We start from the raw sequence: 26,922 nt of genomic DNA on the forward strand, positions 1-26,922 counted from the left end.
ACTGGGCCTTTCAGCGGGTCAGTGGGTCAGCGGCCTCGGCGGGAGGTGCCGGCGCGTGAGCCTGCGGAGAAGGCGGCGGCTCCGGCGGGGCGAGTTGTCGATCCCGGAGTGCTCGTGCTGTAGCTCTTCGGGCTCCCCGAGCCGCCGCGGGACTTGGAGCGACCGGAGCTCCGCGAGCCACCGGCCGCACGAGTCGCCTGGCCGGAACCGTTCTGGCCGGACCGCTTGCCGGTCGTCTGCTGAGCGGTGCCCGAAGCGCGCCGACGTCGATTGCCGCGGCCCGAGCCGCTACCGCCCGAGCCCGCGACGCGTTCCTGCTGGACCGGCCTGGCCGTCGGCTCGACGAAGGTTCGTTCGCCCGGCGCGAGCTCAGACAGCATCGGGTGATCGGCGCCGAGCTTGGTGACCTTCGGCGCAATCCCGGCCTTGCGGGTCAGGTCGCGGACGTCGCGAACCTGGTCGTCGGTCATGAGCGTGACCACGGTGCCGTCAGCGCCTGCGCGGGCCGTGCGGCCGGAGCGGTGCAGGTACGCCTTGTGCTCGATCGGCGGGTCGGCGTGGATCACCAGCGTGACCCCGTCGACGTGGATCCCACGAGCGGCGATGTCCGTCGCGACCAAGGTCCGCGCGGAGCCGTCGGAGAACGCCTCCAGGTTCCGCGTACGGGCGCCCTGGGACAGGTTGCCGTGCAACTCGACGGCGGGGACGCCTTGGGCGATCAGCTTCTTCGTGAGCGACTTGGCGCCGTACTTCGTCCTGGTGAACACCAGCGAACGACCCGGCGCGGCGGTCAGGTCGACGAGCACCGGGAGCCGCGTGTCGGGCTGGACGTGCAGGACGTGGTGCGTCATCTGCGACACCGGCGAGCGGGCCGAGTCGACGCTGTGCGTGACCGGGTCCGTCATGAAGCGCCGGACGAGAACGTCGACGCCGGCGTCCAGCGTGGCCGAGAACAGCAGCCGCTGGGCCGTGGCCGGGGTGGCTTCGAGAATCCGGCGTACGGCGGGCAGGAACCCGAGGTCGGCCATGTGATCGGCCTCGTCGAGCACGGTGATCTCGACCGCGTCGAGCTTCGCGTGACCGGCCTGGAGGTGGTCCTCGAGCCGTCCCGGGCAGGCGACGACGATGTCGGCGCCCTTGCGCAGGCCGCTGATCTGCGGGCCGTGACCGACCCCGCCGAAGATCGTCATCGAGCGCAGGCCGAGCGTGTCGGCGAGCGGCGTGATCGAGGCCTGGATCTGGGTCGCGAGCTCGCGGGTCGGAGCGAGGATCAGCGCCCGCGGATGGTTGGGACGGCGCTTGGTGCCGCTCGCGGCGAGCCGCGCGAGGACCGGCAGGACGAACGCGTAGGTCTTGCCCGACCCGGTGCGTCCGCGGCCGAGGACATCCTTGCCGGCCAGCGAGTCCGGCAACGTGGCCGCCTGGATCGGGAACGGCTTCTCGACCCCGGCAGCGGCCAAGGTGGCCACCAGCCGAGCGGGTACGCCGAGCTCCGCGAAGCTGCGGTTGTCCGGGGCAACCGTTTCGGTCACCTCGTCATCGTTGCTGATGGCAACTTCGAAGAGCTGCTCGGTGGCAGCGGGCTGCTGGTTGCGAGCGGCACCTGAACGGCGCCGGCGCCGCGGCCGGGACTGCCCGGCCGGGTTGTCGCCGGCGGACTTGCGGGACTGGGAGGCGGATTGGTTGGACGTGGTTGTAGACGTGAGGCGGCGGGCCGCCATAGTGGTACTCCAAAAGTTCGGGGGTCGTCCTGCCCGGCGCGGCCGGTGGGCCGCGGCGCGTGGTGGTCGACTGCTGGCGCACAGTAATTGCGCTCACCGGCCCGAGGCAGAACTGGGCGGGCCGTCCTGAGCAGTTTACGGCACAACCGGGCCGTTTCTTACGGGACGCTCGTCACACGGGTAGGTTCTGCACGTGACTGAACAGTCTCGGGTCGACCCGCCGACGGTCGCGGACGAGCGGGCGTTGCTGCAGGGATTCCTCGATTTCCATCGCGGGACGCTGCTGTGGAAGCTCTCCGGGCTCACCGGCGAGCAGCTCGTCGAGCGCGCTGTCCCGCCGTCGACGATGTCGTTGATCGGGCTCGTCAGGCACATGAGCGAGGTGGAGAAGTACTGGTTCCACCGCGCGCTGGCGCTGCACGACTCGCCGCCGAAGAACTGGTCCCGCGAGTTCCCCGACGGCGACTTCGACCACGTCGACCCCGAACTCGTCGAGCAGGACCTCGAGGAATACCGCCAGATCGTCAAGACCTCGGACGCGCTGGCCGCGAACTACGCGCTGGACGACACGTTCCTCCGCCCCGGCCAGGAACCGCCGCACTCACTCCGCTACCTCTACAACCACATGATCCAGGAGTACGCCCGCCACAACGGCCACGCCGACCTCCTCCGCCAACGCCTGGACGGTGCCACCGGCGAATAGAACTACGGCTTGATCGAGTTGATCAGGGTGACGATGTCGGTCGTGACGCCTCGGACGCCGGGGATGCGGGTCAGGCGGAGCAGCCGGTCGACGAGCGGGACCGCGCGGTCGATCAAAGCGCGGCTTCGGCGGACGTCCTCGGACTGGTCGTGGACCCAGAACAGGACCACGCCCATCTGCAGCAACCAGAGCAGTTCGGGCAGTTCGGTCTTGAGGTCGGCGGCCAGCTTCAGGTCGGAGCCGTCGATGACGCGCCGGAAGATCTCGACACTCGCGTCCCGCGCCGGGCGGGATTCCTCACTGAACGGCGACAACGGGCTGCGCGGATCGGCCGCCGTCTTGAAGAACGTGCCGGCGAACTCGTGGTACGGCGCGGACACGTCCAGCCAGGTCCGCAGTACGCCGGTCATGCGCGGCACGAACGCCTTCTCGGTCGCGAGGATCGGCTCGACCGCCTCGCGGTGCTGGTCCTGCAGGAGGTCGTAGTACGCCTGCATGAGGTGGTCCTTGGAACCGTAGTAGTAGTACGCGTTCCCCACCGACACGCCCGCCTCGTTGGCGATCGCGCGCATCGTGGTCTTCCCGTACCCCTGTTCCCGGAACAACCGCAACGCGGTCGACAGGATCAGCTCACGCGTCTGTTCACCCTTCGCGGTCGCACTGTCCGTCACACCCGTCAGCGTAATCACCTCCACTCATCCGCCGCAGCCCCGCCGCCGCCTGAACCATCGCCCGCGCCACCGGCCGCATCGCCGGACTCGCCAGTCGTACGGCGGTGTGCCGGTGCTCCCCCGTGGCCCACAGGCACACGATCCAGGCGCGATCGCCGACGTACACGGACCCGTCGTCCGCGACCACGGTCACGTCCCGCAGCGTCGCGTCATGATCCAGCGTGGGGTAGAGCGTCCGCGCGTCCGTCGACCCCGCCGCGACGAACCGCAGACGCACCACCCCGCCGTACCCGTCCGGTGCCGGATGCTGGGCCGCCAGCCACTCCTTGAAGCGGCGGCACAGTCCGCAGTGGGCGTCGTACAGAACCGTCAACTCACGCACGGCCGGGCGGCCTTCAATATCCGTACTGGGTGGCCTGCTCGGCCGCCGTGAGCGGCTGCACGGTGTCGTTCGGCGGCACCGGCGGGCGGGTCATGCTGTCGAGCCGGCTGCGGGTCCGGATCTTGTTGAAGATCCACACGTTCGTCAGGTGCACCACCCCGAGCACGAGCATCACGATCCCGAGCTTCACGCTGAGCTGCTCGAACACCCCGCTCGCGTCCAGCACCGGGCTGTCGCTGCGCAGGAACAGCGTCACGAACCCGAGGTTGATCAGGTAGAACCCGACCACCAGCAACCGGTTCACGGCATCGGCGAAGGCGGCGTTGCCGTGGAACACGTCGACCAGGAAGATCCGCCCGTTCCGGCTCAGCGTCCGCGCCACCCAGATCGTCAGCGGTACGGCGATCAGCAGGTAGACCAAGTACGTCGTGACTGTCATGTCCATCTCTCGTCCCCACTCTTGAACATGTTCAAATCTTATGGCCCTGACGGTACGCCGCTCTTTTGAACATGTTCAAGTCGAACAGGACGTGATCTGGGTCTCGGCTGCGGCAAGATGATGTTCATGACCTGGGTCTTCGAAGGAACCGTCCTTCCCTCCGGCGACACCGCCCGCCTGACGTTCGGCCAGGACCCGTCCGGCGAGCAGCTGCCCGGGCGGTACGCCGTACCGGGTCTGGTCGACTCGCACTGTCACCTGACGCTGGCGCCCGGTCCGCGCGGGCCGGTCCTGCGCGGTGCGGACTTCGCGGCCGAGCGACTCGGGGAACTCGCCGACGCCGGGGTGAGCGCGGTCCGGGACGTCGGCGGCAACCGTGAGGTCACGCTCGAACTCGCCCGGACGGCAGACCCCGACCGTCCGCTCGTCCTCGCGGCCGGCCGGTTCCTCGCGCCGAACGGCCGGTACTTTTCGGACGCGTACGAACCGGTCGCCCCGGAGGACCTGCTCACCGCGGTCGAGGCCGAGATCGCCGACGGCGCGACCTGGCTGAAACTGGTCGGCGACTTCCCCGAGGTCGGCCCGGACGGCCCGATCCGCGGCAGCAAGGTCGCGCCGTCGTACGAGATCGAGGTGGTCGAGGCGATGGTCGAGCTGGCCCACTCCCGCAACGTCCGCGTCGCGGCGCACGTCAACACCGATCACGTCAGCGAGTTGATCCGGGTCGGCATCGACTCGGTCGAGCACGGTACGGCGCTCACCGAGCAGGACCTGCACGCGCTGGGCGCCCGGGGCGGCGCGTGGACGCCGACGCTCTGCGCTTCCGTCAGCCCGAGTCCCGACGAGACCCCGGAGCGCAAGGCCCGGCGCGAGGAACGATCGGCGTACCTCGCGTCGGTGCTGCCGCTCGCCGAGCGGTACGGCGTCCGCGTGCTGACCGGATCCGACGCCGTCGGCACCGTCGCCGCCGAGATCGACCAGCTTGTCAAGCACGGGCTGACTGTGGAGCAGGCGATCACCGCGGCCTCGACCGGCGCGCAGGACTTCCTCGGGCTGAGCGGCGCCGGCAACCTGGTCACGTACGAGGTGGATCCGCGCGAGCATCCCGGCGTACTCGCGACCCCGGCGGCGGTCGTCCTCAACCACCGGAGGATCTTGTGAAGGAGAAGGACCTCGACCGCTGGGTCGAGAGGTACCGGAAGGCGTGGGAGAGCAACGATCCCAAGGACATCGCGGCACTCTGGACCGAGGACGCCGCCTGGTACCGGCGGCCGGACGAAGCCCCGGTGACCGGCCGAGACGCGATCGTGGCGGCCTGGCTCGAGATCGCCGACGCACCCGGCGAGACGACGTTCGAGTACGAGGTGCTCGGGTTCGGCGACGGTGTCGGGTTCGTCCGCGGCTGGACGACGTACCTGACCAATCCGCCGGGCGAGTTCAGCAACCTCTGGGTGATCCGGCTGGACAAGGACCGCGCCTACGAGTTCACCGAGTGGTGGATGGAAAAGCCGCGCTGAGCTAGGCTCCTGAGTAGGCGCTCAGGGTGCCACCGGTCCGCGGGAAGGGCTCAGCCCACCTGATAGATCGCTGTGGTGTGGCACCAGTTCACCTCCTTTCTCGCCTGACGACGCGGACAGCAGGCTCGTAGAGAGGAGGTCGGCGATGCCGACCCGAAATCTTCCCGACGACCCGCACCTCGATCACCTGCGCGGTCAGGCCAAGACCCTGCTCAAACAGGTCCGCGCCGGTGACAGCGCGGCGCTCGCACTGGCCGCGGAGTTCCATCCCGTACAGACGCTGGCGGACGCGCAGCTGGTGATCGCGCGCAGCTACGGATTCCCCAGCTGGCCACGGATCGTGCGCCACCTCGAGCTGGTCGACCACTACAGCCGGTCACCCCATCGGCAGTCCGTCGGCGGCCCGCTCGACACGCCCGAACAACGTTCCGACGAGTTCCTGCGCCTCGCGACCTTGCACTACGGTCAGGACGATCCGGCGCGGCAGCAGTCTGCGCGCGAACTGCTGGAGCGCTACCCGGAGATTGCCGAGAGCAACATCTACACGCAGGTGGTGGCCGGCAACCTCGACGGGATCGACGTCAGTCAGGCGAGTGTCGAAGGCGGACCGTACCGCTGGGAACCGCTGCTCTACCTCACCTACAACCGGCTCGAAGCGCCCAACCAGGTCGAGATCGCCCGGCTCCTGCTCGAGAACGGCGCCGACCCGAACGCCGGCTACCTCTGGCAGGGCCTGCCGTCACCGTTCACGGCGCTCACCGGCGTCTTCGGCCGCGGCGAAGGCGACCAGCCCCCGCACCGGGATCGCGTCGAACTCGCGCGAGTCCTCCTCGACGCCGGCGCCGACCCGAACGACAGCCAGACGATGTACAACTGCGGTCCCGGCTGTCCCCCGCCGTACGACGACGTGCACCTGGAACTGCTGCTGGAGTACGGGTTGGGGCGCGGTGACGGCGGACCGTGGCACGAACGGATGACGACCGCGCACCCGACTCCGCGGCAACTGCTCGAGGACGAACTGGTCTTCGCGTCCTCGGCCGGTCTGCTCCACCGGGCCGAACTGGTACTCGCCCAAGGCACCGATCCGGAAGGTCTCGGTACCAGGCACCCGGGGTTCGGCCGCCAGCGCCCGTACGAACTGGCAGCTGTGCAAGGGCACACGGAGATCGCCGACCTGCTCCGCGCACGCGGCGCGGCGCCGCTGGACGAGATCCACGAGGTGTACGCCGCGGCGATGCGCGGTGAGATACCGGACGTCGACGCCGCCCTGGCTGCCCGCGCCGTCGCTCGCGTCCCGCATCTGCCAGTTCGCGCCGCCGAGGTCGGCCGGGCGGAGGCGATGGAACCGTTGCAGCGGCTCGGGTTCGACCTGAACCGGATCTCCGGCGGCGCCGCGCCGATCCACCGGGCCGCGCTCAACGGGCACCTGGAGACGGTGCGCAAACTCGTCGAACTGGGCGCCGACCCGTCCGTACGCGACCCGAACTACAACGGGAACGCGCTGGGCTGGGCCGAGCACAATCACCAGCAGGCGGTAATCGAGTACCTCAAGGGCTTACCGCAAGGAACAGGAACGCACTGAACACCGCGAGGTGAACAGCACCCTGGAGCAACGTCGCCCGGCCGGTCGAGAGGGTGAACATGCCGGTCACGACCGTCAGCGCGAACAGCACCAGCTCCTTGCTGCCCAGCCCGAGGACGAGCGGACCGCTCAGCCAGATCGAGGCGATCGCGATCGCGGGGATGGTCAGGCCGATGCTGGCGAGCGCTGAGCCGAGCGCCAGGTTGACGCTGGTCTGGAGACGGTTCCGCAGTGCCGCGCGGACTGCGGCAACCGTCTCCGGCAGCAGCACGAGCAGCGCGATCACCACACCGACGACGGCCAGCGGCGCGCCCGCCGACTCCACCGCGGACTCGAGCTTCGGCGACACGGTCTTCGCGAGCCCGACCACCGAGACCAGGCAGACGAACAGCAGCCCGAGACTCAGGAGCGCGGTCTTCCCGCTCGGCGCGGCCGCGTGGTGGTCCTCGTCCTCGTCGACCTCACCGTCCGGAGCGACCGGCAGGAAGTAGTCCCGGTGCCGGATCGTCTGGATGAACACGAACACGCCGTACATCACCAGCGACGTCACCCCCGCGAACGCCAGCTGCGCCGAGCTGAACTGCGGCCCCGGCGCGCTCGTCGTGAACGTCGGCAGCACCAAACTCAGCGTGACCAGCGCGGTCGTCACCGAGAGCGCGGAGTACGACGCCTGCACCCGGAACTCCTGCACGCGGTGCCGCAGCGAGCCGACGACGAGCGCCAGACCGAGGATCCCGTTGCAGGTGATCATCACCGCGGCGAACACGGTGTCGCGGGCCAGCGACGCGGCCTTGTCGCCACCCGACGCCATCAGCGTGACGATCAGCGCGACCTCGATGATCGTCACCGCGAGCGCCAGGATCAGCGTGCCGAACGGTTCACCGACGCGGTGCGCGACCACCTCCGCGTGGTGCACGGCGGCGATCACCGCGGCGCCGAGACCGAGACAGACCAGGATCAGCAGCACCGCGCCGAGGTCGCGATGCCAGGTCCCGGCCAGGACGACGAAGGCGAGCGGCGGCACGGCCAGCGTCCAGCGCGGCAGCCCTTGGATCACGGAGTTTGTCATCCTCAGACAGCCTATCCGGAATCCTCTTGGCATCCGGCGAGCCTCGGGTGATGCTTCTCTCGTGCAGATCAGGAACGCGACCGCTGACGACTGGCCGGCCATCTGGCCGTTCTTCCATGACATCGTCACCGCCCGGGAGACGTACACCTACGACCCGGAGCTGACCGAGGAACAGGCCCGTGCGCTCTGGATGTCGCCGTCCAGTTCGCCGCTGGCCCGGACCACGGTCGCGGTCGATGCCGACGGCACCGTTCTCGGCAGCGCGAACATGTACCCGAACCGCCCCGGTCCCGGCGCGCACGTGGCCAGCGCGAGCTTCATGGTCGACGGGAAGGCCCGCGGCAAGGGCGTCGGCCGGCTGCTCTGCGAGGACATGATCGCGTGGGCCGGCCGATCCGGGTTCCGCTCGATCCAGTTCAACGCGGTCGTCGAGACGAACGAACCCGCCGTACACCTCTGGCAGTCCCTCGGCTTCCGCATCGCCGGCACCGTCCCGGAAGCCTTCGACCACCCCACACTCGGGTACGTCGGCCTGCACGTGATGTACCGCCCGCTGCCATGAATCGCGCCCGGCGGATGTGGAAGGCGCTCGAGCCGTACCACGCGATCACGTACTTCTCCCCCGAGACGCGGAAGGCGACCGACGCACTCGGGCTGAAGGGCGGATGGATGAGCTACTTCGGCTGCCGCGCCGCGCCCCTCGGCCCGGTCGGTCCCGAGATCGTGGCCGCCGTGTTCTACAACTTCCATCCCGCGATGGTCGCCCGATCACTCCCGGACGCGTGGACCTACGCCACCCCAGCCCAACTCCTCGACGCACGCCTCACGGCCGTGGACAACGCCGTACGCCGCCTGTTCCCGGACGCTGATGTCGCGCGGGCCGCCGAGCTCGGGCGGCGCGCGGCAGAGGTCGCACCGGTTGCGGGACGGCCGATCGCGGCGGCGAACGCTGCGCTGGAGTGGCCGGACGAGCCGCATCTGGTGCTGTGGCAGGCGACCACGATCCTGCGCGAGTCACGGGGTGACGGGCATGTCGCGACACTCGTCGCCGCGGGCCTCAGCCCGTGCCAAGCGCTGGTGACGATTTCCGCCGCCGGCGGACCCTCGAAGGAGATCTTCCAGCTCAACCGGCGATGGAGCGACGAGGAGTGGTCGGCTGCCTCCGAGGATCTTCGTGCGCGTGGTCTGCTCGATGCTTCCGGCGCACTCACCGAGGCCGGGCGGGCGTTGCGGCAGCAGGTCGAGGACACCACCGACTCGTTGGCGGATCAGGGGTGGCAGGCGTTGGGCGACGAGCTGACCACCGAGTTGCACGATCTCGTCCGCCCGCTGAGCACCGTACTGATGTCCGACGGGCTGATCCCGCCGGACAACCCGATGGCTCTGCGCTGGGACTGATCGAGCTCACGACGGACGAAGGCCTGCCTCAGCAGCACGCAGTACGGCGGCCGTGAGTGCGTCGAGGACGCCGGACTCGAGCTTCCAGTGCTGCCAGTACAGCGGTACGTCGATGTACTTGCCTGGAGCAACTTCCACCAGGCGGCCGGCGGCCAGCTCGGGGCCGGCCACCTGATCCTCGATCATCCCCCAGCCGAGCCCGATCCGGACCGCTTCGTGGAACGGCGCGGACGCCGGGATCGCATGCGACGGCGGATCCAGCTTCCGCCGCGTCACCTTGCGCACCAGCCGGTGCTGCAACACGTCCTTCTCGTTGAACACCACCATCGGCGCCTCGGCCAGCGCCTCCGGCAGCGGCTTGCCGGCCAGCCAGCGTTCGGCGTACTCCGGGGTGGCGAGCGGCAGGTACCGCATCTTCCCGAGCCGTACGACGCGGCAGCCCTGGACCGGTCGCGGGTCCGCGGTCACCGCAGCCAGGACCGTACCGTTGCGGAGGTACTGCGCCGAGTGCTCCTCGTCCTCCTGGTGCACCAGGAACCGGGCGTGATGGGTCCGGGACAGGTCGAGCATCGCGGGCAGGAACCAGTTGTTGAGCGAGTCCGCGTTCACCGCGATCGGGATCCGCTGCGCGTCGACCGTGCCGCGGACGGCGGCGATCGCCTCCAGTTCGAGCAGCGACACCTGACGGGCGAGCCGGAGCAGCGCCGCACCTGCCGCGGTCGCTCGGGCCGGCTTGCCGCGCATCACCACGACCTGGCCCAGGCGGCTCTCCAACGCCTTGATTCGTTGGCTGACCGCGGACGGCGTCACGCGCAGCCGCCGGGCCGCCGCGTCGAAACTGCCTTCGTCGAGGACGGCCACGAACGTCTCGAGTTGCACGGAGTCGAACTGCATGATGAAGCAATCCTAATGGTGCATCAGAATCTTTAGCTGGTTTGAAGGCGGTCGGCTGCTTACCGTCGACAGCATGCCCCTCCTCGCCGGTTTCGCCACGGCACTGTCGCTGATCGTGGCGATCGGCGCCCAGAACGTGTTCGTCCTCCGCCAAGGCCTGCGCCGCGAACACGTCCTCCCGGTGGTCCTGACCTGCGCACTCTCCGACGCCCTCCTGATCTCCAGCGGCATCCTCGGCCTCGGCGCCCTCCTCACCCGCAGTCAACTGGCCCTCGACATCGCCAAGTTCGGCGGCGCCGCGTTCCTCTACGCGTACGCGTTCCTCGCCGCGAAACGCGCCTTCAACCCCGGCGCGATGACAGCCGCCGACCACGCCCCGTCCGCCCTCCGCAGCGTCGTACTGGCCTGCCTGGGCTTCACCTACCTCAACCCCCACGTCTACCTGGACACCGTCGTACTCCTGGGCTCCCTGGCAAACCAACGAGGCACCGACGGCCGCTGGCTCTACGGCCTGGGAGCCGTCACCGCCAGCTTCACCTGGTTCTTCTCCCTGGGCTTCTTCTCCCGCAAACTAGCCACCCTCTTCGCCCGCCCCCGAGCCTGGCAATTCCTGGACACCTCCATAGCCCTCCTCATGACCACCCTCGCCACCTGGATGCTCCTCACCTGATATCCACAGGCCCAGAATCTGGCGTGGTCGCCACCCGCACATCCGGATAGACTGTCAGTAGCAAGACCAGCCCCTCTGCCCACTCGGGCACGGGCTGGTCGTCTTTCCGGGGGATTTCACGTGCTGCCCTACACCAAGCCACACCTGTCCTTCGACGACCAAGTCCAGCTTCTGAAGAGCAGGGGCATGGCCGTCGACGACCCCGCCGCAGCGGCCGAGCTGCTGAGCGTGGTCGGCTACCACCGATTGAGCGGCTACTGGTACCCGTACCGTCGCCAGCTCGGCCATAGACAACGCGCCGATCAATTCATTGGAGGTACCAACTTCAGCACGGTGATTCGGCTGTACGACGCCGACCGCCGGCTCAAGCTGCATGTCCTCGACGCCGTCGAGCGTGTCGAGATCGCACTTCGTGTCATGATCGGCTTCACCCTGGGCGAGCGCGGTGCCTATGCGCACCTCGACCGCGCCAACCTCGATGGACAGTTCACTCAGGCCAACGGCGGACACCGGAGCAGGTACGACGACTGGATCGCCAAGGTGCTGGATGCTCAGCGTCGATCATCGGAGGACTTCGTCGTGCATTTCCAGACGAAGTACGACGGACGCCTCCCGGTCTGGGGCGTCACCGAGATCCTCGACTTCGGATCCACCGCCCACCTGTACCGCGGTCTGAAGGCTGTTGACCGTACGGCGATCGCACAGGAGCTGGACATCGTCGACGGCCTCGGTCGCGGCAATGGGCACACGTTGGGCAACTGGCTGCGGGTGCTGAACTACGTCCGCAACATCTGCGCACATCACTCCCGGCTGTGGAATCGGCACATGGTCAACAAGATCGGCGCACGTCAGCTGGCCACCATTCCCGAGTTGCGGCACCTCAGCGCGCCGGAGGTGTCTCCTCACAGGATCTACTCGACGCTGTGCGTCCTGGCGTTCCTGCTCCATCGGGTGGGCGAGGGCGACTGGGCTTCGGGGGTGCGCGAATTGGTCCCCGCAGAGATTCCGGCGTGTGGGCGAAGTCTGTCGGAGATGGGGTTTCCGGCTCGGTGGGAGGAGTGCTGGCCGTGGATGTGACGGTGTTGTGTGATGCGGTGGCTGTGTTTCCTGAGGGGGTTTCCGAGGCGTTGCCTGGGTGGGGTGTTGAGGAGGCGGCATGGACTGGGCGGGTGATGCCGGGGAATGTTCGGGGGGACGGGTGGCTGCTGCATTTTCATAGTTACTTGGTGGTGTCTGACGCGGGTGTGGTGTTGGTGGATGCGGGGGTTGGGCCGGCTGGTGGGGAGGCGGCTGAGTGGTTGGGGGTTGTGGGGCGGTTGCCTCGGTTGATGGGACAGGTGGGGGTGGAGGCGGCGGATGTGGATGCGGTCGTGTTGACGCATGTGCATCTGGATCATGTGGGGTGGGTGTCCGACGGCGTCGAGCCGGCGTTTCCGCGGGCGGAGTACATCGTGCAGCGGGACGAGTTGGAGCATGTGCGGGGCGGGGCGACGTACTCGCACCGGATCCGGCCGATCGAGGAGGCCGGGCAGCTGCGGGTGGTCGACGGGGAGGTCGCGCTGCGCGGGATGCGGGTGCTGCCTACGCCGGGGCATACGCCTGGGCATCAGTCGGTGGTGACCGAGCGGGCGATCCTTGGTGGTGATGTGCTGGTGCATCCCGCGCAGGCGCGGTGGCCGGAGCTCACGTACGTGTACGAACGAGACCCAGCCGTCGCCGTGACCTCCCGCCACGAACTCCTCGCCCTGGCGGCCACAACAGGCGTCCCCATCGCAGCCGCACACCCCCACGCACCCCTCACGGCCAACGCGTCGCCTGTGGCGGTTCCAACCGACGGGACCGAAGCCTGCCCGCCGTACAAGCTTTAGCGGTAGCCGGTGGTGTCGGCGGGTTTGCCCGGTTGCTCGACTTCGACGATGTACCGCCAGGCGTCGGGGCGGGAGCCGTCGAGGTCGGTGAAGTGGTAGATCTGGGCCAGTTCGCCGCTGGACGTGGACTTGCCGTTCCAGCGTCGTACGTCGGGGTCGGCCGCGAGGGCGGCGACCGCGCGGCCGACGTACGCGGGGCTTTCGGAGATCGCGAAGTGCGGGATCCGTTCGGTCGCGTCCCGCCAGTTGTCCTCACGGACGCCGAACCCTTCGAGCATCGCCTCGGACCGCAGCCAGCCAGGGGTGAGCAGTACGGCGGTCGCGTCGTACTTGTCCAGCTCGTGCGCCAACGCGAACGCGATCCGTCCGACCGCGCCCTTCGCGACGTCGTAGAAGAACGAGACGCGGTAGTTGTCGGCGTTGTACTCGCTGGTGCCGTCGGTCATCTCGATCACCAGTCCGCCGGGTGACTTGATCAGCAACGGCAACGCGTAGTGGCTGGTGATGACGTGCGTGTTCACGCCCAGCTGCAGCAGCCGCAGACCGCCCTCGAGGTCGCTCTCCCAGACGGTCTTGTCCCATTCGGGCTCGCCGTGCTGACCCCAGATGTCGTTCACCAGGATGTGCAATGCGCCCTGCTCACGCTCGATCCGCTCGACCAGGGCTCGGACCTGCGAAGGATCCAGATGATCGACCGGTACGGCGATGCCGTGGCCGCCGGCCTTGTCGACCAGTTCGGCGGTCTCCTCGATCGTCTCCGGCCGATTCATCTCGGACCGCCGGTCCCGCGTGCTCCGCCCGGTCACGTACACGGTCGCGCCGGCCGCGCCGAGCTCGACCGCGATCCCCCGGCCGGCTGCCCGGGTCGCGCCGGTCACCAGCGCCACCTTCCCTGCCAACGGCTGCATGCCGCCCTCCTTATCCATACGTTGTACGATTATGTACCATACGTCGTATGATTAATGACGGCAAGCGCTCCGGGCGGCCCCGCGCCGGGGAGGAGCGGCTGAGCCGGGAGGTGATCCTGACCGCCGCGCTCGGGATCGTCGACGACGAGGGCATCGACGCGCTGACCATGCGACGGCTGGCGGCCACGTTGCAGGTCAACCCGATGTCGCTGTACCACCACCTGCCGAACAAGGCCGCCGTGCTCGCCGGTCTCGCGGAGCTCGTGTTCGCCGGCCTGGAACTCCCGGACCCCGGTGACGCCGTTCCGTGGGACGAGCAACTCAAGCAGGCTGCCCGCGCCTACCGGGACGGTCTCCGGCAGCACCCGAACCTCGCGCTCCAGGTGCTGTCGGACGCTTCAGCGGTGTCGGACGTCGTCGTGGTCACGATGGAGCCGTTCTACCGCGCCCTCGACCGGGCCGGCCTCGCACCGCGGGAGATCTTCGAGGCCGCGAATACCCTGATCGACTTCATCCACGGTTTCAGCCTCGGCGAGGCGTCGGTCCGTGCGGAGACGTTCGAGCTCGCCCCCGACCTGCTCACCCGGGTCCGCGCGCTGCCCGCGCACAAGGCTCCGACCCTGACCCGGATCGTCAACGAGCTCGGCGCGGACGGCCTCGCCTACGACTTCGACAGCGGCTTCGAGTCCGGGCTGTCCACCTGGGTCGCCGGCATCCGCCGGTAACGCGAGAGCGCGACGCCGCCCAGGCACAGCACGCCTCCGGCGTACGCCGGCAGCACCGGGCTTTCGCCGAGCAGCAGCCAACCGAGGAAGATCGTCAGCGGCGGCACGAGGTACGTCGTGGCGCCCATCCGGCCGGCTGTGGTCCGGGCCAACGCGTAGGCCCAGGTGGTGAAGGCGATCGCGGTCGGAAACGCACCGAGGAACACCACCCACCACACCGTGGACGGGCGCGCATCAGCCACCTCGCGCAGCAGCGCCGGCCCGAACGGCAAGCAGGCGACGGCTCCGATCACGCAGGACAACCAGGTGACCTCGAGCGCGGGCAGGCGGCCGAGCAACGGCTTCTGGGCGACGACACCGATCGCGTAGGCAGCCGCAGCTAACACGCAGAGCAGCACGCCCCAGGTATCGGCACCGCCGTGCGATGAGGACAGCCCGATCACGATCACTCCGCCGAACGCGACCAAACTGCCGATCACCAACTGCCGCGGGAAGCCTTCACCCAGCAACATCCCGGCCAGCAGGGCGATCAGCAGCGGCCCGGTGTTCACCAGCATCGACGTGGTCCCCGCGTCGAGGTGCTGTTCGGCCGCGTTCAGCGCGATGTTGTAGACCCCGAACCAGAGCAACCCGCACACCAGCAGGAGCTTCCAGTCTCCAGGAGCCGGCCGGCGCCGCGGCCGGGTGAACACGAAAATCCCCAGCAGCACACTGCCGACCAGGAGCCGCCCGAGCGTCAGCGCACCGGGCGACATCTCCTGGCCGACGTGGCGGATCGCGACGAACGCCGACGCCCACAACACCACCGTCACCGCGGCCGCGCCGCCGGCGAGCACACCCTGCTTCCTCATACCGATGAAACGTCCTTCCCGCTCATGATGTGAGGCTAGGTATCGGACGCTTCGGTGCTCACCGAACTACGCGGTGACGGCAGCGCGAACGGTACGACGAACGCGGTCAGCAGCACCGGGATGGTCAACGCCGCCACGAGGATCGACATCGTGAACCACACCGATCCGAGCGCGAACCCGCCGTACACCGCGATCGCGGAGACCTCGGCGAACAGCCCGGACACCGACGTCACGGTCGCCCGCGCCGGGCCGGTGATCGCGTCCTGCAGGCGCGACTCGGACACCACGATCACCAGCTGCATGAGCCCGTACCCGAACGCGATCGGCAGGAACCCCCACGCCGACCCGCTCAGCGAACCGGTCGCAATCAGCACCGCGGTCGCCGCGAGCGCCGTCGCGAAGATTGCCACAGGCAACTTGTACGCCGGTCCCGCCAGCGCACTGCCGATCGCCTGCGCGGCCACGGTTCCCGCGATCAGCAACGGGATCACACTCGTCGCGGCACCGGTCTCCCGGGCGAGCAGCGGGAAGTACTCGTCGAACGCCAGAAACCCACCGAGCAACGCGACCAGAAGAACCGCCCGCCGCACCAGCCGTCTGGTCAGCACTTCGGCCACGCCGGACCTCAACATGTGAAGGTACGCGGCGAAGGCCGCGCGGGCGCCTGGTTCGTCCGACTCCCGCGCCACCTCCACCGCGCGCGCCTCGGGCAACGACCACGCCACGACCGCTTGCAGCAGGCAGCTGAGCACGCTGACGACTCCGGCCAGCGTGTAACCACCGAGCGCGAACAGCGGAGTGGCGAGCGCCGTCGCCGCGAGGTTCATGACGAACGAGGCGGAACGGGCGCGACCGAGCACGGTCGGGAAGCGATCGGCACGGTCCCGGGCCGCGAGTTCGTCGTACACGAACGCCTCGTAGGTCCCGGAGATGAGCGCCGACGACATACCCCACAGGACGAAGCCCAGCGCGAATCCGGCGTACGACGGGAGCGTGATCCAGGCGGCGTACCCGAGGGCGCTGAGCAGCGCGCCGAGGATCAGCAGCTTGCGCCGCGAGTACGAGTCGGCCCACGCGCCGGACGGCACCTCGAGAACGAACCCGGTCGCCGACCAGATGACGAACAGCGTCGAGATCTGGGCAGCCGACAACCCGTGGTCGGCGAACAGCAACTGGTACAGCGGGTAGAGCGGGATGAAGTCCTGCAACGCCTCGAAGGCGATGATCCGGACTGTCAAACCTCGGTCAGTGCGTCAACACGGAGGACTCATACCTCCGAAGGTACGGCAAAAATGGTGCGCGGATAAGGGGAATTATCCGTCAGAGTAGAGCGATGGGAGACGTCAGCGAACGATTCTGGGCCAAGCTGCCGGACGGCAGCCGGGACGCCCTCGTGGACCGCTTGAGCCAGTCCGAGTTGCAGTCCGTCCTCCTGGACGTGACGCGTGAGCGCGCGGCCAAGGTGACGCCGGCGCGGCTTCTGCAGCGCTGGCAGCAGGACCGGTTCGTGCAGCCGTCGACCATCGATCCGCGGGAGCTGGTGCAGACGCAGCAGCGCTTGTGGGAGCTGCTTCCGGAGAAGTTCGACGGCGTGCAGTTGTCTCCGGTGACGCCGTTGGGTACCTGTTCGGCGATCGCGACGATCAACCAGCACCAGGTGGTCAGCACGATCCGCGGCACCGAGGTTGCCAGCGATCCGACCAACGAGCTGGCGATCGAGGCCGCCGTACGGCGTCGCGCCGGGCAGGACCGGGTGCACCTGGCGGCGTGTCAGCGGGTGGTGCGCGCGCAACCGTTCGACGGTCCCGGGATGTCGGCGCACTTCGAGCTGTTCGTGCTGGTGTCGAGCGCGCGGGACACCGGGTCGTGCCGGACCGAGGCCGAACTGCTGATCGACCACCTGAGCTTCTGGCATGCCGTGCTCGGCGACAAGGCCGAGCTCACGTTCACGGCCTTCACCGAGTCGGCGCTGCGCGACCGTATCGAGGACACGGTCCGCCCGGCGCTGGATGTCGCGTTCACGGAGGACGCTGGGCGTACCGCGAGTGCGAACTACTACGCCGGGACAGCGCTGGGCATCGGCCTCGGCGGCGCGGGTCTGGGCAGCGGCAGTGCGGGTCTGGGCGACGGCGGCTTCACGACGTGGACGGCCGACCTGCTCGGCGACGCGAAGGAACGCTGCCTGACATCCTGCATCTCGACCGAACGCCTGACGGCTATCGGAGCTTGAGCAGACCGGCATCCGTCGGGCGGAAGCCGCAGGCGTCCTCGTAGAAGGCTTTGAGGTGCGGCTCGTAGTCGACATGCAGCCATTCGCACCCGGCCTTACGGGCTTCCTCGGCCGCGGTCAGCACGAGTTGCTTGCCGATCCCCTGCCGACCGTGATCCGGATGGACGGCGGTGTCCAGCACGAACGCATGCGCACCGCCGTCCCAGCACACCTGCACGAACCCGACCAGCTGATCGTTGCTGAAGGCCCCCACCCAGGTCAGCGCCCACCGCTCCAGCCGCTCGGCCCACGGCTGCACGTCAAGCTCACCCTCGAACGCGGCAGCGTGTAACGCCGACAGCTCCGGATCATCGACCGGAAAACGTACGACGTACCTCACAACCTCACCGCCGCGGCTTCGAGTCGGGCGTTCCACTCTGCGCCCTCACCGTCGGGCAGATCGGACATGCTCAGGTACCCCTGCACCATCACCGACGGCAGCACCACGTCGAGCCCGTCGATCTCGCCGTACGCCGTCAACGCTTCCGGCCACCGGGACGGTTCGACGGACGACACCAGGAACCACGCGAGATCCAGTACGCCGGGTGCCGCCGACACGTCTTCCCAGTCGAGCAACGCCACCTGCCCGTCGGGTCCCGTCCGCATGTTCTGCGCCGAGGCGTCGCCGTGGACCAGTGTCAGCTCTCCTGCCCGCGCGACGTCTGCCTCAGCCTGCAGCACGCTCCCGACCAGGCGCTCGCCGTACGCACGAACCGGCGCGGACAGATCGGACCGCCGCGCCAACGCCGGCCAGGTACGGTCGTAGAGCTCTGCCACCAACTCGTCGCCGGCGCCGACCCGTCGCAGCCACGCCCACTCGTGGTCCGCTCGTCCACGCCAACGGTCGTGGAGTACGCGGAGCGCCCGCGCGCCGGCGGCCGGCTCCGCGCCCGGCGTCCACGCGGACAGGTCCTCCAGAACCAGCAGTGTTCCATCCGCATCGGACTCCGCCTGGTAGCACTCCGGCACGCGCACGCCGACGACCGGCGCGATCTCGCGGTAGAAGCGGACCTCGGACTCGAACATCTTCAGGACGGCCGGGATCGAGCCCGGTGCGGCGGGCGCGCGGCGCTTCACATGGTTCGGCACCAGGTCAGGCTAGAGACATCGGCCGCCTGGCGGGACTGATTTCTAGGCGACGAGGGTGTAGGCCGTGGGCAGGCTCGAGTACGCGCGCGGGCCGGACGGGATGCGGCGGGATGCGGCGTCCTCGACGCGGATCGCGGCGGTCTGGAGCCGGACCGGCAGCGTCGACCGGACCGCGGTGGTCAGGTCGAACTGGACCTCGGCGAGCAGGTCGGACAGCTCCAGGTCGAGCGCCCGGCAGATCGCGGCGAGGATCTCCGAGGACGGCTCCTTGCGACCGCGCTCGATCTCGGACAGGTACGGCACCGACACCTGGGCCAACTCGGCGAGCTCACGCAGGGTGATTCCCCGCTCGCGCCGCAGCCGGCGGAAAACGCTTCCGATCACCTGGCGTAGCAACACGTCTGGCCCTCCTCGCCTCCGGATCTCCTGTACCGAGTGTGCCACCCCACGAAGGTCCACCGCTCCGAATCTGCCCTGAGCAGACTCCCCGCCGCGTTCTGCCCGCAGCAGAATCCGTCTTTGAGCACGCACCAACCACTTTCGCGGTCGCGATGTGGTTGGTGCGTGCTCAAAGAGCGTTTCAGGCGAGGGTTAGGGCTTGGGCCAGGTCGGCGGTTAGGTCTTCGGGGTCTTCCAGGCCGAGGCTGAGGCGGAGCAGGGCATCCGTCGGCTTGGCCTCCGACGCGACCAGGCGATGGGTCAGGGCGGCCGGGTGCTGGATGAGGGTGTCGACACCTCCCAGCGAGACGGCGTGCGTGATCAGCTTCAGGCCGCTCGCCACCCGGGATGCGGCCTCGTACCCGCCGCTGAGCGTGAACGCGAGCACCGCGCCCGGTCCCGCCTGCTGCCGTCCGATCAGACCGGCCGGATCGGTCAGGCCTGGGTAGTGGACCCGCTCGACGGTCGGCTGCGCGGACAGCCAGTCCGCGACCTTGATGGCGGTTGCCTGCTGCGCCCGTACTCGAACCGGCAGCGTCTGCAGTCCCCGGTGCAGTTCGTACGCCGCCAACGGGTGCAGCAGGCCACCTGTTACTGCGCGGATCTGCCGAAGCCGGCCGACCCACTCCACGCCGGCCGCGACGACGCCACCCATAACGTCGCCATGACCGCCGAGGTACTTGGTCGCCGAGTGCAACACCAGGCTCGCCCCGTGCCGAGCCGGTTGCTGCAGGACCGGCGTCGCGAAGGTGTTGTCGACCAGGACCGGTACGTCGCCGGCCGCGGTCGCGACGTACGCGATGTCGACGAGGTCGACGGTCGGGTTCGCCGGGGTCTCGACGATCACCAGGCCGGTGTCCGGGCGGATCGCTCCGGCGACCTCGCTCGGCTCGACGTAGCTGACGGTTGTCCCCAGGAGGCCTGTGGACAACAGGTGGTCGGTGCCGCCGTACAGGGGCCGTACGGCGACCACGTGTGGACGGCCCGCGGCGACGGTGGCGAGCAGACACGCGGTGAGCGCGGCCATGCCGGAACCGAAGGCGACCGCGCCGTCGGTGTGCTCCAGTTCCGCGAGCGCGTCCTCGAAGCGCGCGACGTTCGGGTTCCACAGGCGCTGGTAGACGAGGCTCCCGCCATCAGGACCGCGGCCCTGCGCGAGTTCGTCGTACGACGCTCCGCCGGTGTGGACGTCGGGGAGCGGATAGGTGGTGGACAGGTCGATCGGGGGGACGTGGACGCCGAGAGCGGCCAGGTCGTCGCGGCCGGCGTGGACGGACCGGGTGTCGAGCTGGGTCATCGCTGCCTCCTCACCAAGTGGACTGGAGGTGAGGATGGAATCTTCTGCGATTGTCACGCAATAGTTCCGAAGAAAATTCGTCCACAGGCTCATCCACACACTGTGGATTCTGTGGATGAGCTCTACAGTGGTGGCATGCCGAAGGATCGTCGGAGCCCCGGACCGGCTCCGAGGCCGGTGCCCGAAGGGCTCGACGAGGTCGATCGGAAACTGGTCCGGTTGCTGACCGCCGACGGGCGGATGGCGAACAACGCGCTCGCCGAGGCGACCGGGATCGCGCCGTCGACGTGTCTCACGCGCGTGCGGTCACTGCGCGAACGTGGGGTGATCCGCGGCTTCCACGCGGACGTGGACCTGGCCGCGCTGGGTCAGCCGCTGCAGGCGCTGATCGCGATCCGCATCGGCGCGCACTCCCGCGACGAGATCGACCGCTTCCGCACGAAGGTCCCCCGGCTCCCCGGAGTGCTGTCGCTGTTCCATGTCAGCGGCGCGAACGACTACCTACTGCACGTCTCCGCGGCGACCCCGGACGCGCTCCGGGAGTTCGTGCTCGACCACCTGACCGCCGATCCAGCGGTCAGCCACGCGGAAACGAGCCTCATCTTCGAACACGTCCGGGCGACCCACCTCTGATGGGTGGACGTCTGAGATGCAGGGTTTGCGTTCGAGATCCGGGCCGCAAACCCTGCATCTCAGACGTCTACCCACGAAATGCCCGGGGGCGGGTGGCGGGTGCGCTCGGGGTGTGTGTCAGCGGGGCTTGAGGCCCCAGGTCTGGGCGAGGAGCTCGAACGAGCGGCGGCGTTCTGCCGGGTCGTGGATGTTGGTGGTGATGATGAGCTCGTCGGCGCCGGCCGCGGCGGCGCGGCGCTGGAGGTCGGCGGCCACCTGGTCGGCGGTGCCGACGGACACCAGGCCGGCCCACTCCTCGACGGCGGCCTCTTCCGCCTCCGACCACGGGTAGGCAGCGGCTTCCTCGGGCGACGGGAGCGGGCCCGGGCGGCCGGTGCGGAGGCGGAGCATGGAGAGGGCGTTCGCACGGGCGAGTTGCTGCGCACGTTCCTCGGTCTCGCCGACGATCGCGGCCAGCGCGAGGATCGCGTGCGGTCCGCCGTCGTGCTCGAAGCGCTGGTAGTCCCGCTTGTACGCCGAGATGACGCCGGCCGGATCGAGTGTCCCGAAGTGGCCGGCATACGCGAACCCGGTACCGAGCGCGGCGGCCGCTTGACCGCCGTACGTGCTGGACCCGAGGATCCACACCGGCGGCAGCGGTACGTCGTCCGGTTGTGCGCTGATCGGCTCGAACGGATGCCCCGCCGGGAACCCTTCGGCGTACGCGCGGAGTTCGGCGTACTGCTCGGTGAAGTCGTCGGCGCCGAGTGCTTCGCGGCTGCGGCGCAACGCGAGCGCCGTGCGCTGGTCCGTGCCGGGTGCGCGCCCGAGGCCGAGGTCGATGCGGTCCGGGTACAGCCCGCCGAGGACGCGGAACGTCTCGGCGACCTTGAGCGGGGAGTGGTTCGGCAGCATGATCCCGCCGGATCCGACCCGGATCGTCGACGTCGCGGCCGCCACCGCCGCGATCATCACCTCAGGGGTGGAGCTCGCCACGCTGGGGATGTTGTGGTGCTCCGCCAGCCAGAACCGGTGATACCCGGCGGCCTCCGCGATGCGGGCCAGTTCGAGCGTCTCGTGCAGGGCCTGCGACGGCCGGGTGCCCGCCGGCACCGGCGAGAGGTCGAGCACAGACAGGGGCATCGGTTCGGCGGTCACGTTCAACTGCCAACCACCGCCGGCGAGAACCTATTCCGGGTACGGCGTCTCCGCGCGCGCGTCGCGCAGCGAACGGGCCCACCAAGCGAGTTGGCGGAGGAGGGCGGCGGCGGCCGTTGACGTCGTCGGGTCGGCAGGCTCACCGTCGGCGGTGAAATCCTCTTCGCGGAAACCGAGGCTGTCGCGGATCGTCACCGCGTGCAGCTCGCCGAAGACGAGTCGCAGCTGCTCCGCCGCACGCAGTCCGCCCGAGCGCCCGCCGTACACCACGAACCCGATCGGCTTCGCGTACCAAGGCCGGCGTACGGCGTCGATCGCGGTCTTCACGTCACCCGGGTACGCGTGGTTGTACTCCGCCGTGACGATCATCACGGCGTCCGCGTCCTCGATTCGCCGCGGCAACTCGGCGAGCGGCACCGCACTCAGGTCGATCAGGTCGAGCTTGAACTCGTCAGCGCGCTCGACCTCCCGCGCGAACCACCGCGTGACCGCCGTCCCGAACCGCCCGGCGTCGAGGTTGCGCGTCAGCACGACGAGCCGGAGCGGATGAACTGTCACGACCAACGACGCTAATACCTCAACAGGACTTGAGGTCAACCCGTCTCATCGGAAGGACGAAGGGAGGGAAGGATTAGAGAGGAGAGGGGAGGGGTGCGGACCGCAACCCCTCGATCGCCAGTCCCGCGACCACCAGCGTCACGGCCCCGAGCGGCCAGCGCACCGCCCCGATCAGAACCTCGCCGAACAGCACCAGCATTCCGGCACACGCCGCGGCGGCACCGATCGCCACACCGAACCCTGACCGCCTGCGACCGTTCAGCAGGCCGAGGGCGATCAGCGCGACGATCACCACGAACGCCGTCGGGAAGACGCTGAAGATCGCCACGTAGCCGTGCGGATCACACATCGGATCGTCGCAGGGCCACGTCAGCATCGTCACCGGCTGCAGGATCGCGGCGACCGCGATCACCAGCATCCCGACCGCGTTGACCGGCCAGAGCCACGCCTTCGTGTTCACTCGACGGACGACGGCTGGTCGGGCGGGGCGGCGGGTGGGGTGCTGGTTTCGAGGTTCGTCTGGGCGGCGTTCATCAGTGAGGTCGAGTCTCCCAGGACACCGACGGTTTGCCAGGCCTTGGTGACCGCGGCGAGTTGCGGCGACTCGCCGCCGTAGAGCTCACGCGCCACCGCCTGGGTCACGGCGGCGAACTCCTTGAAGCCGGCCGCCGACGAGAGGCTGCCCGACGTCAGCGTGCCGTACCAGATCTTGCCCGCGTCGTCGTACGCGTTCCCGCCGAGCTCCGCCGCGACCAGGTAGAACGCGCGGTTCGGGATCCCCGAATTGATGTGTACGCCGCCGTTGTCGTCCTGCGTGTCGACGTACGCCGACATCTCGGCCGGCTGTGGATCCTTCCCCAACCGCGGATCGTCGTACGCCGTCCCGGGCGCCCTCATCGACCGCAGCGCGACACCTTGCACACCGGGCTGGAACAGTCCCGCCCCGATCAGCCAGTCTGCGTCGGCGGCACTCTGGCCGAGCGCGTACTGCTTCGCGAGCGACCCGAACACGTCCGACATGCTCTCGTTCAGCGCGCCCGACTGCCCCTCGTACGTGAGGTTCGCCGTGTACTGCGTGACGCCGTGCGTCAACTCGTGGCCGGTGACATCGATCGCCGACGTGAAGTTCCCGAAGATCTCGCCGTCCCCGTCGCCGAACACCATCTGGGCGCCGTCCCAGAACGCGTTCGCGTACCCGCGGTCGTAGTGCACCGTCGAGGTGAGCACCAGGCCGGCGTCGTCGATCGAGTCGCGCCCGAAGCACTCCTGGTACAACGTCCAGGTCGCGCCGGTGCCGTCGTACGCCTGGTTCGCCGCCTGATCCTTGACCGGGTCGTCGCCCTCGGAGCGGACCAGGGTGCCGGGCAGGTCGGTCCCGTTCTCCGCGTCGTACACCTTGCGCTGCCGGCCGCCGTCAGTCGCGGTCACCCGCTCCCGGCCGGCCGCGGGCCGCGTTCGCAGTACGGCGTCGTGCTGCAACGACTGCCTGATCCGGGCCCGAACTCCTGGGTCACCCGCGGATCGCTCGAGCTGCTCGAGCAGGTACGGCGGGACGATGGCGTGGAACACCACTACAGGAAAACCCGGGCACCGGATAAACTCAAGGATTTGTGGCTGCCGCTCGGAGAATTCCAGAAATGCGGCTTGAACCAACGGCACGGATTTTAACACAAGGGACAGGAATTGCCGAATCCAGTCGACACCGAACAGGCCAACCTGATCACGTTCTACGCGGCGCTGGACGCCGAGCGGGAGCGCACCGACGCCCGCGCCGACGACGAGCAACTGGTCCACACCCGCAACGCCCAGGCCCTGCACCAGCGCGACGGCCGGATCCGTGACCTCAAGCTCCGGCAGGCCCGGCTGAACGCCGCCGAGGAGGGTCTGTACTTCGGCCGCCTGGACGCCGCCGACGGCGAGATCCTGCATCTCGGCCGGATCGGCCTGCACGACGACGACTACGAACCCCTGCTGGTGGACTGGCGTGCACCGGCGGCGCGGCCGTTCTACATCGCGACCGCGGTGGCCAACCACGGCGTCGTCCGCCGCCGGCACATCCAGACCCGGCTACGCCGCGTGGTCGACGTCCAGGACGAGCAGCTCGACCTCGGGCGAGAGGCCGCCGACGCGTCCAAACCAGGCACCGGCGTGATCGGCGAGGCCGTCCTGCTGAAGGCGCTGGACGCCCGCCGGACCGGCCGGATGGAGTCGATCGTGCAGACGATCCAGGCCGATCAGGACCGGATCATCCGCTCCGAACTTCCCGGAATCCTGGTCGTCCAAGGCGGCCCGGGCACCGGAAAGACGGCAATCGCACTGCATCGGGCGGCATTTCTGTTGTACACGCATCGTGAACAACTGGAAAAGCGCGGAATTCTCGTTGTCGGGCCGAATGCGGCGTTCCTGCGGTTCATCGGCCAGGTCCTCCCGTCACTCGGTGAGGACGGCGTCCGACTGGTCACGATCGCCGAACTGTTCCCCGGAGTGCACGCGACCCGCCCCGAGTCGCCGGAGAGCGCCGAGGTGAAGGGCCGGACGGTGATGGCCGACGTGATCGCGAAGGCGGTCGCCGATCGGCAGTGGCTCCCCGAACGCCCGGTCCACGCGACCGTCGAACGCACCGAGCTCACCCTCGACCCTTCCGTGTGCGAGACAGTCCACGCGCGGGTCCGCAACCGCAACCTCACCCACAATCAGGCGCGACCGTTCGTCCTCAACGAGATCACCGACCACCTCACCACGCAGTACGCCGAACTGATCGGCACCGATCCACTCGACGGTGAGCAACTGCTCGACGAGTACGACCTCGCCGAACTGCGCAGCGAGGTGCTCGCGGAGCCCGCCGTCCAGGCGCTGCTCGAACGGCTCTGGCCGTTGCTCAGTCCGCAGCGGCTGCTGGAAGATCTGTACGGCGACGAGGACCGGCTCGCGTCCGCGGCGCCGCAGTTGTCGGCGCTGGATCGCGAGCACCTGTTGCGGTACGGCGACGACTGGAGTCAGTCCGACGTACCGCTGCTGGACGAGGCGGCGGAGCTGCTCGGTGACGACGGGTCCGAGGCGGCGCGTGAGCGGGCGGCGCGGGCGCGCGCGATCGCTTATGCACAAGGGGCTTTGGACGTGCTCTCCGGTTCGGGGTCGACGGACTTCGACGAGGACGACGAGGCGGAAATCCTTACTGCGAAGGACATTCTCGATGCCGAGGCGTTCGCCGAGCGGTTCGAGGCGGAGGACGACCGGACGCTCGCGGATCGCGCGGCCGCGGACCGGCGGTGGACGTACGGTCACGTGATCGTCGACGAGGCGCAGGAGTTGTCGCCGATGGCGTGGCGGGCGATCGCGCGGCGGTGCCCGCTGCGATCGATGACGGTGGTCGGCGACGTGGCGCAGACAAGCTCGATCGGCGGCGGTACGTCGTGGTCGTCGGCGCTCGGTGAGACGTTCGGCGATCGTTGGCGGCTGGCGGAGCTGACGCTGAACTACCGCACGCCGGCCGAGGTGATGGAGCTCGCGCACGCCGTACTGCGTGAGGTCGACCCGTCGGCGCAGGCGCCGCAATCGGTCCGCTCCACGGGCGTGAAACCGTGGCACGTCGACGTACCGGCGGCCGAACAGCCCTTGTACGTCTACAAGATGGCGGCGGAGGAGACGGCGTACGGCGAGGTCGGCGTGATCACGTCCCGCAGCCGGCTCGAGCTGATCCAGGAGGCCGTCGACGGACTGACCGGCGTCACCGTCCTCACCGCCCGCGAAGCCAAAGGCCTCGAATTCGACTCCGTCCTGGTCGTCGACCCCGACGGCATCGTCATCGAATCCCCCCGCGGCCTCCGCGACCTCTACGTCTCCCTCACCCGCTGCACCCAACGCCTAGGAGTAGTCGGCGAACTACCCGAAGTCCTCGAGCACTCGTCCGCGTGGGAAGCGCGCCACTGACGGCTGTTCGGCACTGTCTCGCGCGCCTACCGTCGAGAGATGAAGAAGCCGCTTCGATGTCGGCTCCACCTACACAGGTGGAAGACCGAACGGAACGAGGAAGGGCAGCGCTACCAGCTCTGTCTCGGTTGCGGGATCACCCGCGACAAGATGTCGCTGAACGATCACGGCTT

General features: G+C 68.9%; 30 protein-coding genes. 13 read left to right on the forward strand and 17 right to left on the reverse strand.

Features of this window, described 5'->3' with window-relative positions; genetic code table 11:
• Nucleotides 1–26: 26 nt before the first annotated feature.
• On the reverse strand, nt 27–1,721 hold the full coding sequence (locus tag E0H50_RS02165; protein WP_238150716.1) for a DEAD/DEAH box helicase: 1,695 nt from the start codon (nt 1,719–1,721) through the stop codon (nt 27–29).
• A 193-nt stretch (nt 1,722–1,914) separates the two neighbouring features.
• Here E0H50_RS02165 and E0H50_RS02170 point away from each other — a divergent pair, with 193 nt between their 5' ends.
• Nucleotides 1,915–2,424 carry a DinB family protein gene (locus tag E0H50_RS02170; RefSeq protein WP_238150717.1) on the forward strand — a complete coding sequence of 170 codons (510 nt, stop codon included), beginning with the start codon at nt 1,915–1,917 and terminating at the stop codon, nt 2,422–2,424.
• Nucleotides 2,425–2,426: 2 nt separating this feature from the next.
• On the opposite strand, the gene E0H50_RS02175 is transcribed toward E0H50_RS02170, so the two are convergent.
• From E0H50_RS02175 to E0H50_RS02185, 3 genes are read right to left on the reverse strand one after another with little or no spacing between them, the layout of a single operon-like run.
• Nucleotides 2,427–3,095, reverse strand: coding sequence for a TetR family transcriptional regulator (locus E0H50_RS02175; RefSeq protein WP_131284164.1), 669 nt, complete (start codon nt 3,093–3,095; stop codon nt 2,427–2,429).
• Entirely contained in the window at nt 3,067–3,477 is a 411-nt protein-coding gene (locus E0H50_RS02180) for a thiol-disulfide oxidoreductase DCC family protein (RefSeq protein WP_165546976.1), read from the reverse strand. The genes E0H50_RS02175 and E0H50_RS02180 overlap by 29 nt, the downstream gene beginning before the upstream one ends.
• Before the next feature lie 13 nt (nt 3,478–3,490).
• A complete protein-coding gene (locus tag E0H50_RS02185) occupies nt 3,491–3,922 on the reverse strand; it encodes a hypothetical protein (RefSeq protein WP_131284168.1) in 432 nt (143 codons plus the stop codon).
• A gap of 120 nt (nt 3,923–4,042) precedes the next feature.
• Here E0H50_RS02185 and E0H50_RS02190 point away from each other — a divergent pair, with 120 nt between their 5' ends.
• The 3 genes from E0H50_RS02190 (at nt 4,043) to E0H50_RS02200 (ending at nt 7,015) form a co-directional block, all read left to right on the forward strand.
• Nucleotides 4,043–5,077 (forward strand): amidohydrolase family protein, encoded by a 1,035-nt coding sequence (locus tag E0H50_RS02190; RefSeq protein WP_131284170.1) that lies wholly within the window; start codon nt 4,043–4,045, stop codon nt 5,075–5,077.
• Complete coding sequence (locus E0H50_RS02195; RefSeq protein WP_131284172.1) at nt 5,074–5,433, forward strand: YybH family protein; 360 nt, start codon at nt 5,074–5,076, stop codon at nt 5,431–5,433. Before E0H50_RS02190 ends, E0H50_RS02195 begins: the two co-directional genes overlap by 4 nt.
• A gap of 145 nt (nt 5,434–5,578) precedes the next feature.
• Complete coding sequence (locus tag E0H50_RS02200) at nt 5,579–7,015, forward strand: ankyrin repeat domain-containing protein (RefSeq protein WP_131284174.1); 1,437 nt, start codon at nt 5,579–5,581, stop codon at nt 7,013–7,015.
• Here the strand turns inward: E0H50_RS02200 and E0H50_RS02205 are convergent.
• Complete coding sequence (locus tag E0H50_RS02205) at nt 6,981–8,084, reverse strand: calcium:cation antiporter (RefSeq protein ID WP_131284176.1); 1,104 nt, start codon at nt 8,082–8,084, stop codon at nt 6,981–6,983. The genes E0H50_RS02200 and E0H50_RS02205 overlap by 35 nt on opposite strands.
• A gap of 61 nt (nt 8,085–8,145) precedes the next feature.
• Here E0H50_RS02205 and E0H50_RS02210 point away from each other — a divergent pair, with 61 nt between their 5' ends.
• Together E0H50_RS02210 and E0H50_RS02215 are read left to right on the forward strand one after the other, a co-directional pair.
• Nucleotides 8,146–8,646 carry a GNAT family N-acetyltransferase gene (locus E0H50_RS02210; protein ID WP_131284178.1) on the forward strand — a complete coding sequence of 167 codons (501 nt, stop codon included), beginning with the start codon at nt 8,146–8,148 and terminating at the stop codon, nt 8,644–8,646.
• Nucleotides 8,643–9,482, forward strand: coding sequence for an SCO6745 family protein (locus E0H50_RS02215; protein ID WP_131284180.1), 840 nt, complete (start codon nt 8,643–8,645; stop codon nt 9,480–9,482). The genes E0H50_RS02210 and E0H50_RS02215 overlap by 4 nt, the downstream gene beginning before the upstream one ends.
• A 6-nt stretch (nt 9,483–9,488) precedes the next feature.
• Here E0H50_RS02215 and E0H50_RS02220 read toward each other — a convergent pair whose 3' ends face one another.
• Nucleotides 9,489–10,376, reverse strand: coding sequence for a LysR family transcriptional regulator ArgP (locus E0H50_RS02220; protein WP_131284182.1), 888 nt, complete (start codon nt 10,374–10,376; stop codon nt 9,489–9,491).
• Nucleotides 10,377–10,449: 73 nt separating this feature from the next.
• Between E0H50_RS02220 and E0H50_RS02225 the strand changes: the two genes are divergently transcribed.
• The 3 genes from E0H50_RS02225 to E0H50_RS02235 all read left to right on the forward strand — a co-directional run bounded on the left by E0H50_RS02225 (nt 10,450) and on the right by E0H50_RS02235 (nt 12,914).
• The gene (locus E0H50_RS02225; RefSeq protein WP_131284184.1) at nt 10,450–11,046 is read left to right on the forward strand and encodes a LysE/ArgO family amino acid transporter; all 597 of its coding nucleotides are present in this window, start codon (nt 10,450–10,452) and stop codon (nt 11,044–11,046) included.
• A 120-nt stretch (nt 11,047–11,166) separates the two neighbouring features.
• On the forward strand, nt 11,167–12,123 hold the full coding sequence (locus E0H50_RS02230) for an Abi family protein (RefSeq protein ID WP_131284186.1): 957 nt from the start codon (nt 11,167–11,169) through the stop codon (nt 12,121–12,123).
• A gap of 95 nt (nt 12,124–12,218) precedes the next feature.
• The gene (locus E0H50_RS02235; RefSeq protein WP_238150718.1) at nt 12,219–12,914 is read left to right on the forward strand and encodes an MBL fold metallo-hydrolase; all 696 of its coding nucleotides are present in this window, start codon (nt 12,219–12,221) and stop codon (nt 12,912–12,914) included.
• Here the strand turns inward: E0H50_RS02235 and E0H50_RS02240 are convergent.
• Nucleotides 12,911–13,822 carry an SDR family oxidoreductase gene (locus E0H50_RS02240; RefSeq protein WP_131284190.1) on the reverse strand — a complete coding sequence of 304 codons (912 nt, stop codon included), beginning with the start codon at nt 13,820–13,822 and terminating at the stop codon, nt 12,911–12,913. The genes E0H50_RS02235 and E0H50_RS02240 overlap by 4 nt on opposite strands.
• 47 nt (nt 13,823–13,869) lie before the next feature.
• Between E0H50_RS02240 and E0H50_RS02245 the strand changes: the two genes are divergently transcribed.
• Nucleotides 13,870–14,547 (forward strand): TetR/AcrR family transcriptional regulator, encoded by a 678-nt coding sequence (locus E0H50_RS02245; RefSeq protein WP_131284192.1) that lies wholly within the window; start codon nt 13,870–13,872, stop codon nt 14,545–14,547.
• On the opposite strand, the gene E0H50_RS02250 is transcribed toward E0H50_RS02245, so the two are convergent.
• Entirely contained in the window at nt 14,484–15,398 is a 915-nt protein-coding gene (locus E0H50_RS02250; RefSeq protein ID WP_131284194.1) for a DMT family transporter, read from the reverse strand. The two genes, E0H50_RS02245 and E0H50_RS02250, sit on opposite strands and share 64 nt — an antisense overlap.
• A 35-nt stretch (nt 15,399–15,433) precedes the next feature.
• Complete coding sequence (locus E0H50_RS02255) at nt 15,434–16,636, reverse strand: MFS transporter (protein ID WP_202867979.1); 1,203 nt, start codon at nt 16,634–16,636, stop codon at nt 15,434–15,436.
• 95 nt (nt 16,637–16,731) lie between these two features.
• On the opposite strand from E0H50_RS02255, the gene E0H50_RS02260 reads away from it, so the two are divergent.
• Nucleotides 16,732–17,628 (forward strand): hypothetical protein, encoded by an 897-nt coding sequence (locus tag E0H50_RS02260; protein WP_165546977.1) that lies wholly within the window; start codon nt 16,732–16,734, stop codon nt 17,626–17,628.
• On the opposite strand, the gene E0H50_RS02265 is transcribed toward E0H50_RS02260, so the two are convergent.
• The 4 genes from E0H50_RS02265 to E0H50_RS02280 form a co-directional block, all read right to left on the reverse strand.
• On the reverse strand, nt 17,615–18,007 hold the full coding sequence (locus tag E0H50_RS02265; RefSeq protein ID WP_131284196.1) for a GNAT family N-acetyltransferase: 393 nt from the start codon (nt 18,005–18,007) through the stop codon (nt 17,615–17,617). The two genes, E0H50_RS02260 and E0H50_RS02265, sit on opposite strands and share 14 nt — an antisense overlap.
• A complete protein-coding gene (locus tag E0H50_RS02270; RefSeq protein ID WP_131284198.1) occupies nt 18,004–18,756 on the reverse strand; it encodes a phosphotransferase family protein in 753 nt (250 codons plus the stop codon). The genes E0H50_RS02265 and E0H50_RS02270 overlap by 4 nt, the downstream gene beginning before the upstream one ends.
• 42 nt (nt 18,757–18,798) lie before the next feature.
• On the reverse strand, nt 18,799–19,155 hold the full coding sequence (locus E0H50_RS02275; protein ID WP_131284200.1) for a helix-turn-helix domain-containing protein: 357 nt from the start codon (nt 19,153–19,155) through the stop codon (nt 18,799–18,801).
• Nucleotides 19,156–19,336: 181 nt separating this feature from the next.
• Nucleotides 19,337–20,491 carry a trans-sulfuration enzyme family protein gene (locus E0H50_RS02280; RefSeq protein WP_131284201.1) on the reverse strand — a complete coding sequence of 385 codons (1,155 nt, stop codon included), beginning with the start codon at nt 20,489–20,491 and terminating at the stop codon, nt 19,337–19,339.
• Between the two features lie 135 nt (nt 20,492–20,626).
• On the opposite strand from E0H50_RS02280, the gene E0H50_RS02285 reads away from it, so the two are divergent.
• The gene (locus tag E0H50_RS02285) at nt 20,627–21,124 is read left to right on the forward strand and encodes an Lrp/AsnC family transcriptional regulator (protein WP_131284203.1); all 498 of its coding nucleotides are present in this window, start codon (nt 20,627–20,629) and stop codon (nt 21,122–21,124) included.
• Between the two features lie 117 nt (nt 21,125–21,241).
• Here E0H50_RS02285 and E0H50_RS02290 read toward each other — a convergent pair whose 3' ends face one another.
• The 4 genes from E0H50_RS02290 to E0H50_RS02305 form a co-directional block, all read right to left on the reverse strand.
• Nucleotides 21,242–22,261, reverse strand: coding sequence for an LLM class flavin-dependent oxidoreductase (locus tag E0H50_RS02290; protein WP_238150719.1), 1,020 nt, complete (start codon nt 22,259–22,261; stop codon nt 21,242–21,244).
• A gap of 30 nt (nt 22,262–22,291) precedes the next feature.
• A complete protein-coding gene (locus E0H50_RS02295; protein WP_131284207.1) occupies nt 22,292–22,819 on the reverse strand; it encodes an NADPH-dependent FMN reductase in 528 nt (175 codons plus the stop codon).
• A 73-nt stretch (nt 22,820–22,892) separates the two neighbouring features.
• Entirely contained in the window at nt 22,893–23,279 is a 387-nt protein-coding gene (locus E0H50_RS02300) for a hypothetical protein (RefSeq protein WP_131284209.1), read from the reverse strand.
• Complete coding sequence (locus E0H50_RS02305; protein WP_131284211.1) at nt 23,276–24,388, reverse strand: M4 family metallopeptidase; 1,113 nt, start codon at nt 24,386–24,388, stop codon at nt 23,276–23,278. Before E0H50_RS02305 ends, E0H50_RS02300 begins: the two co-directional genes overlap by 4 nt.
• 114 nt (nt 24,389–24,502) lie before the next feature.
• Here E0H50_RS02305 and E0H50_RS02310 point away from each other — a divergent pair, with 114 nt between their 5' ends.
• Nucleotides 24,503–26,749, forward strand: a complete 2,247-nt coding sequence (locus tag E0H50_RS02310) for a HelD family protein (RefSeq protein WP_131284214.1) — start codon at nt 24,503–24,505, stop codon at nt 26,747–26,749.
• Nucleotides 26,750–26,922: the final 173 nt, after the last annotated feature.

Source organism: Kribbella sindirgiensis, from assembly GCF_004331435.1.
Taxonomy (GTDB): domain Bacteria; phylum Actinomycetota; class Actinomycetes; order Propionibacteriales; family Kribbellaceae; genus Kribbella; species Kribbella sindirgiensis.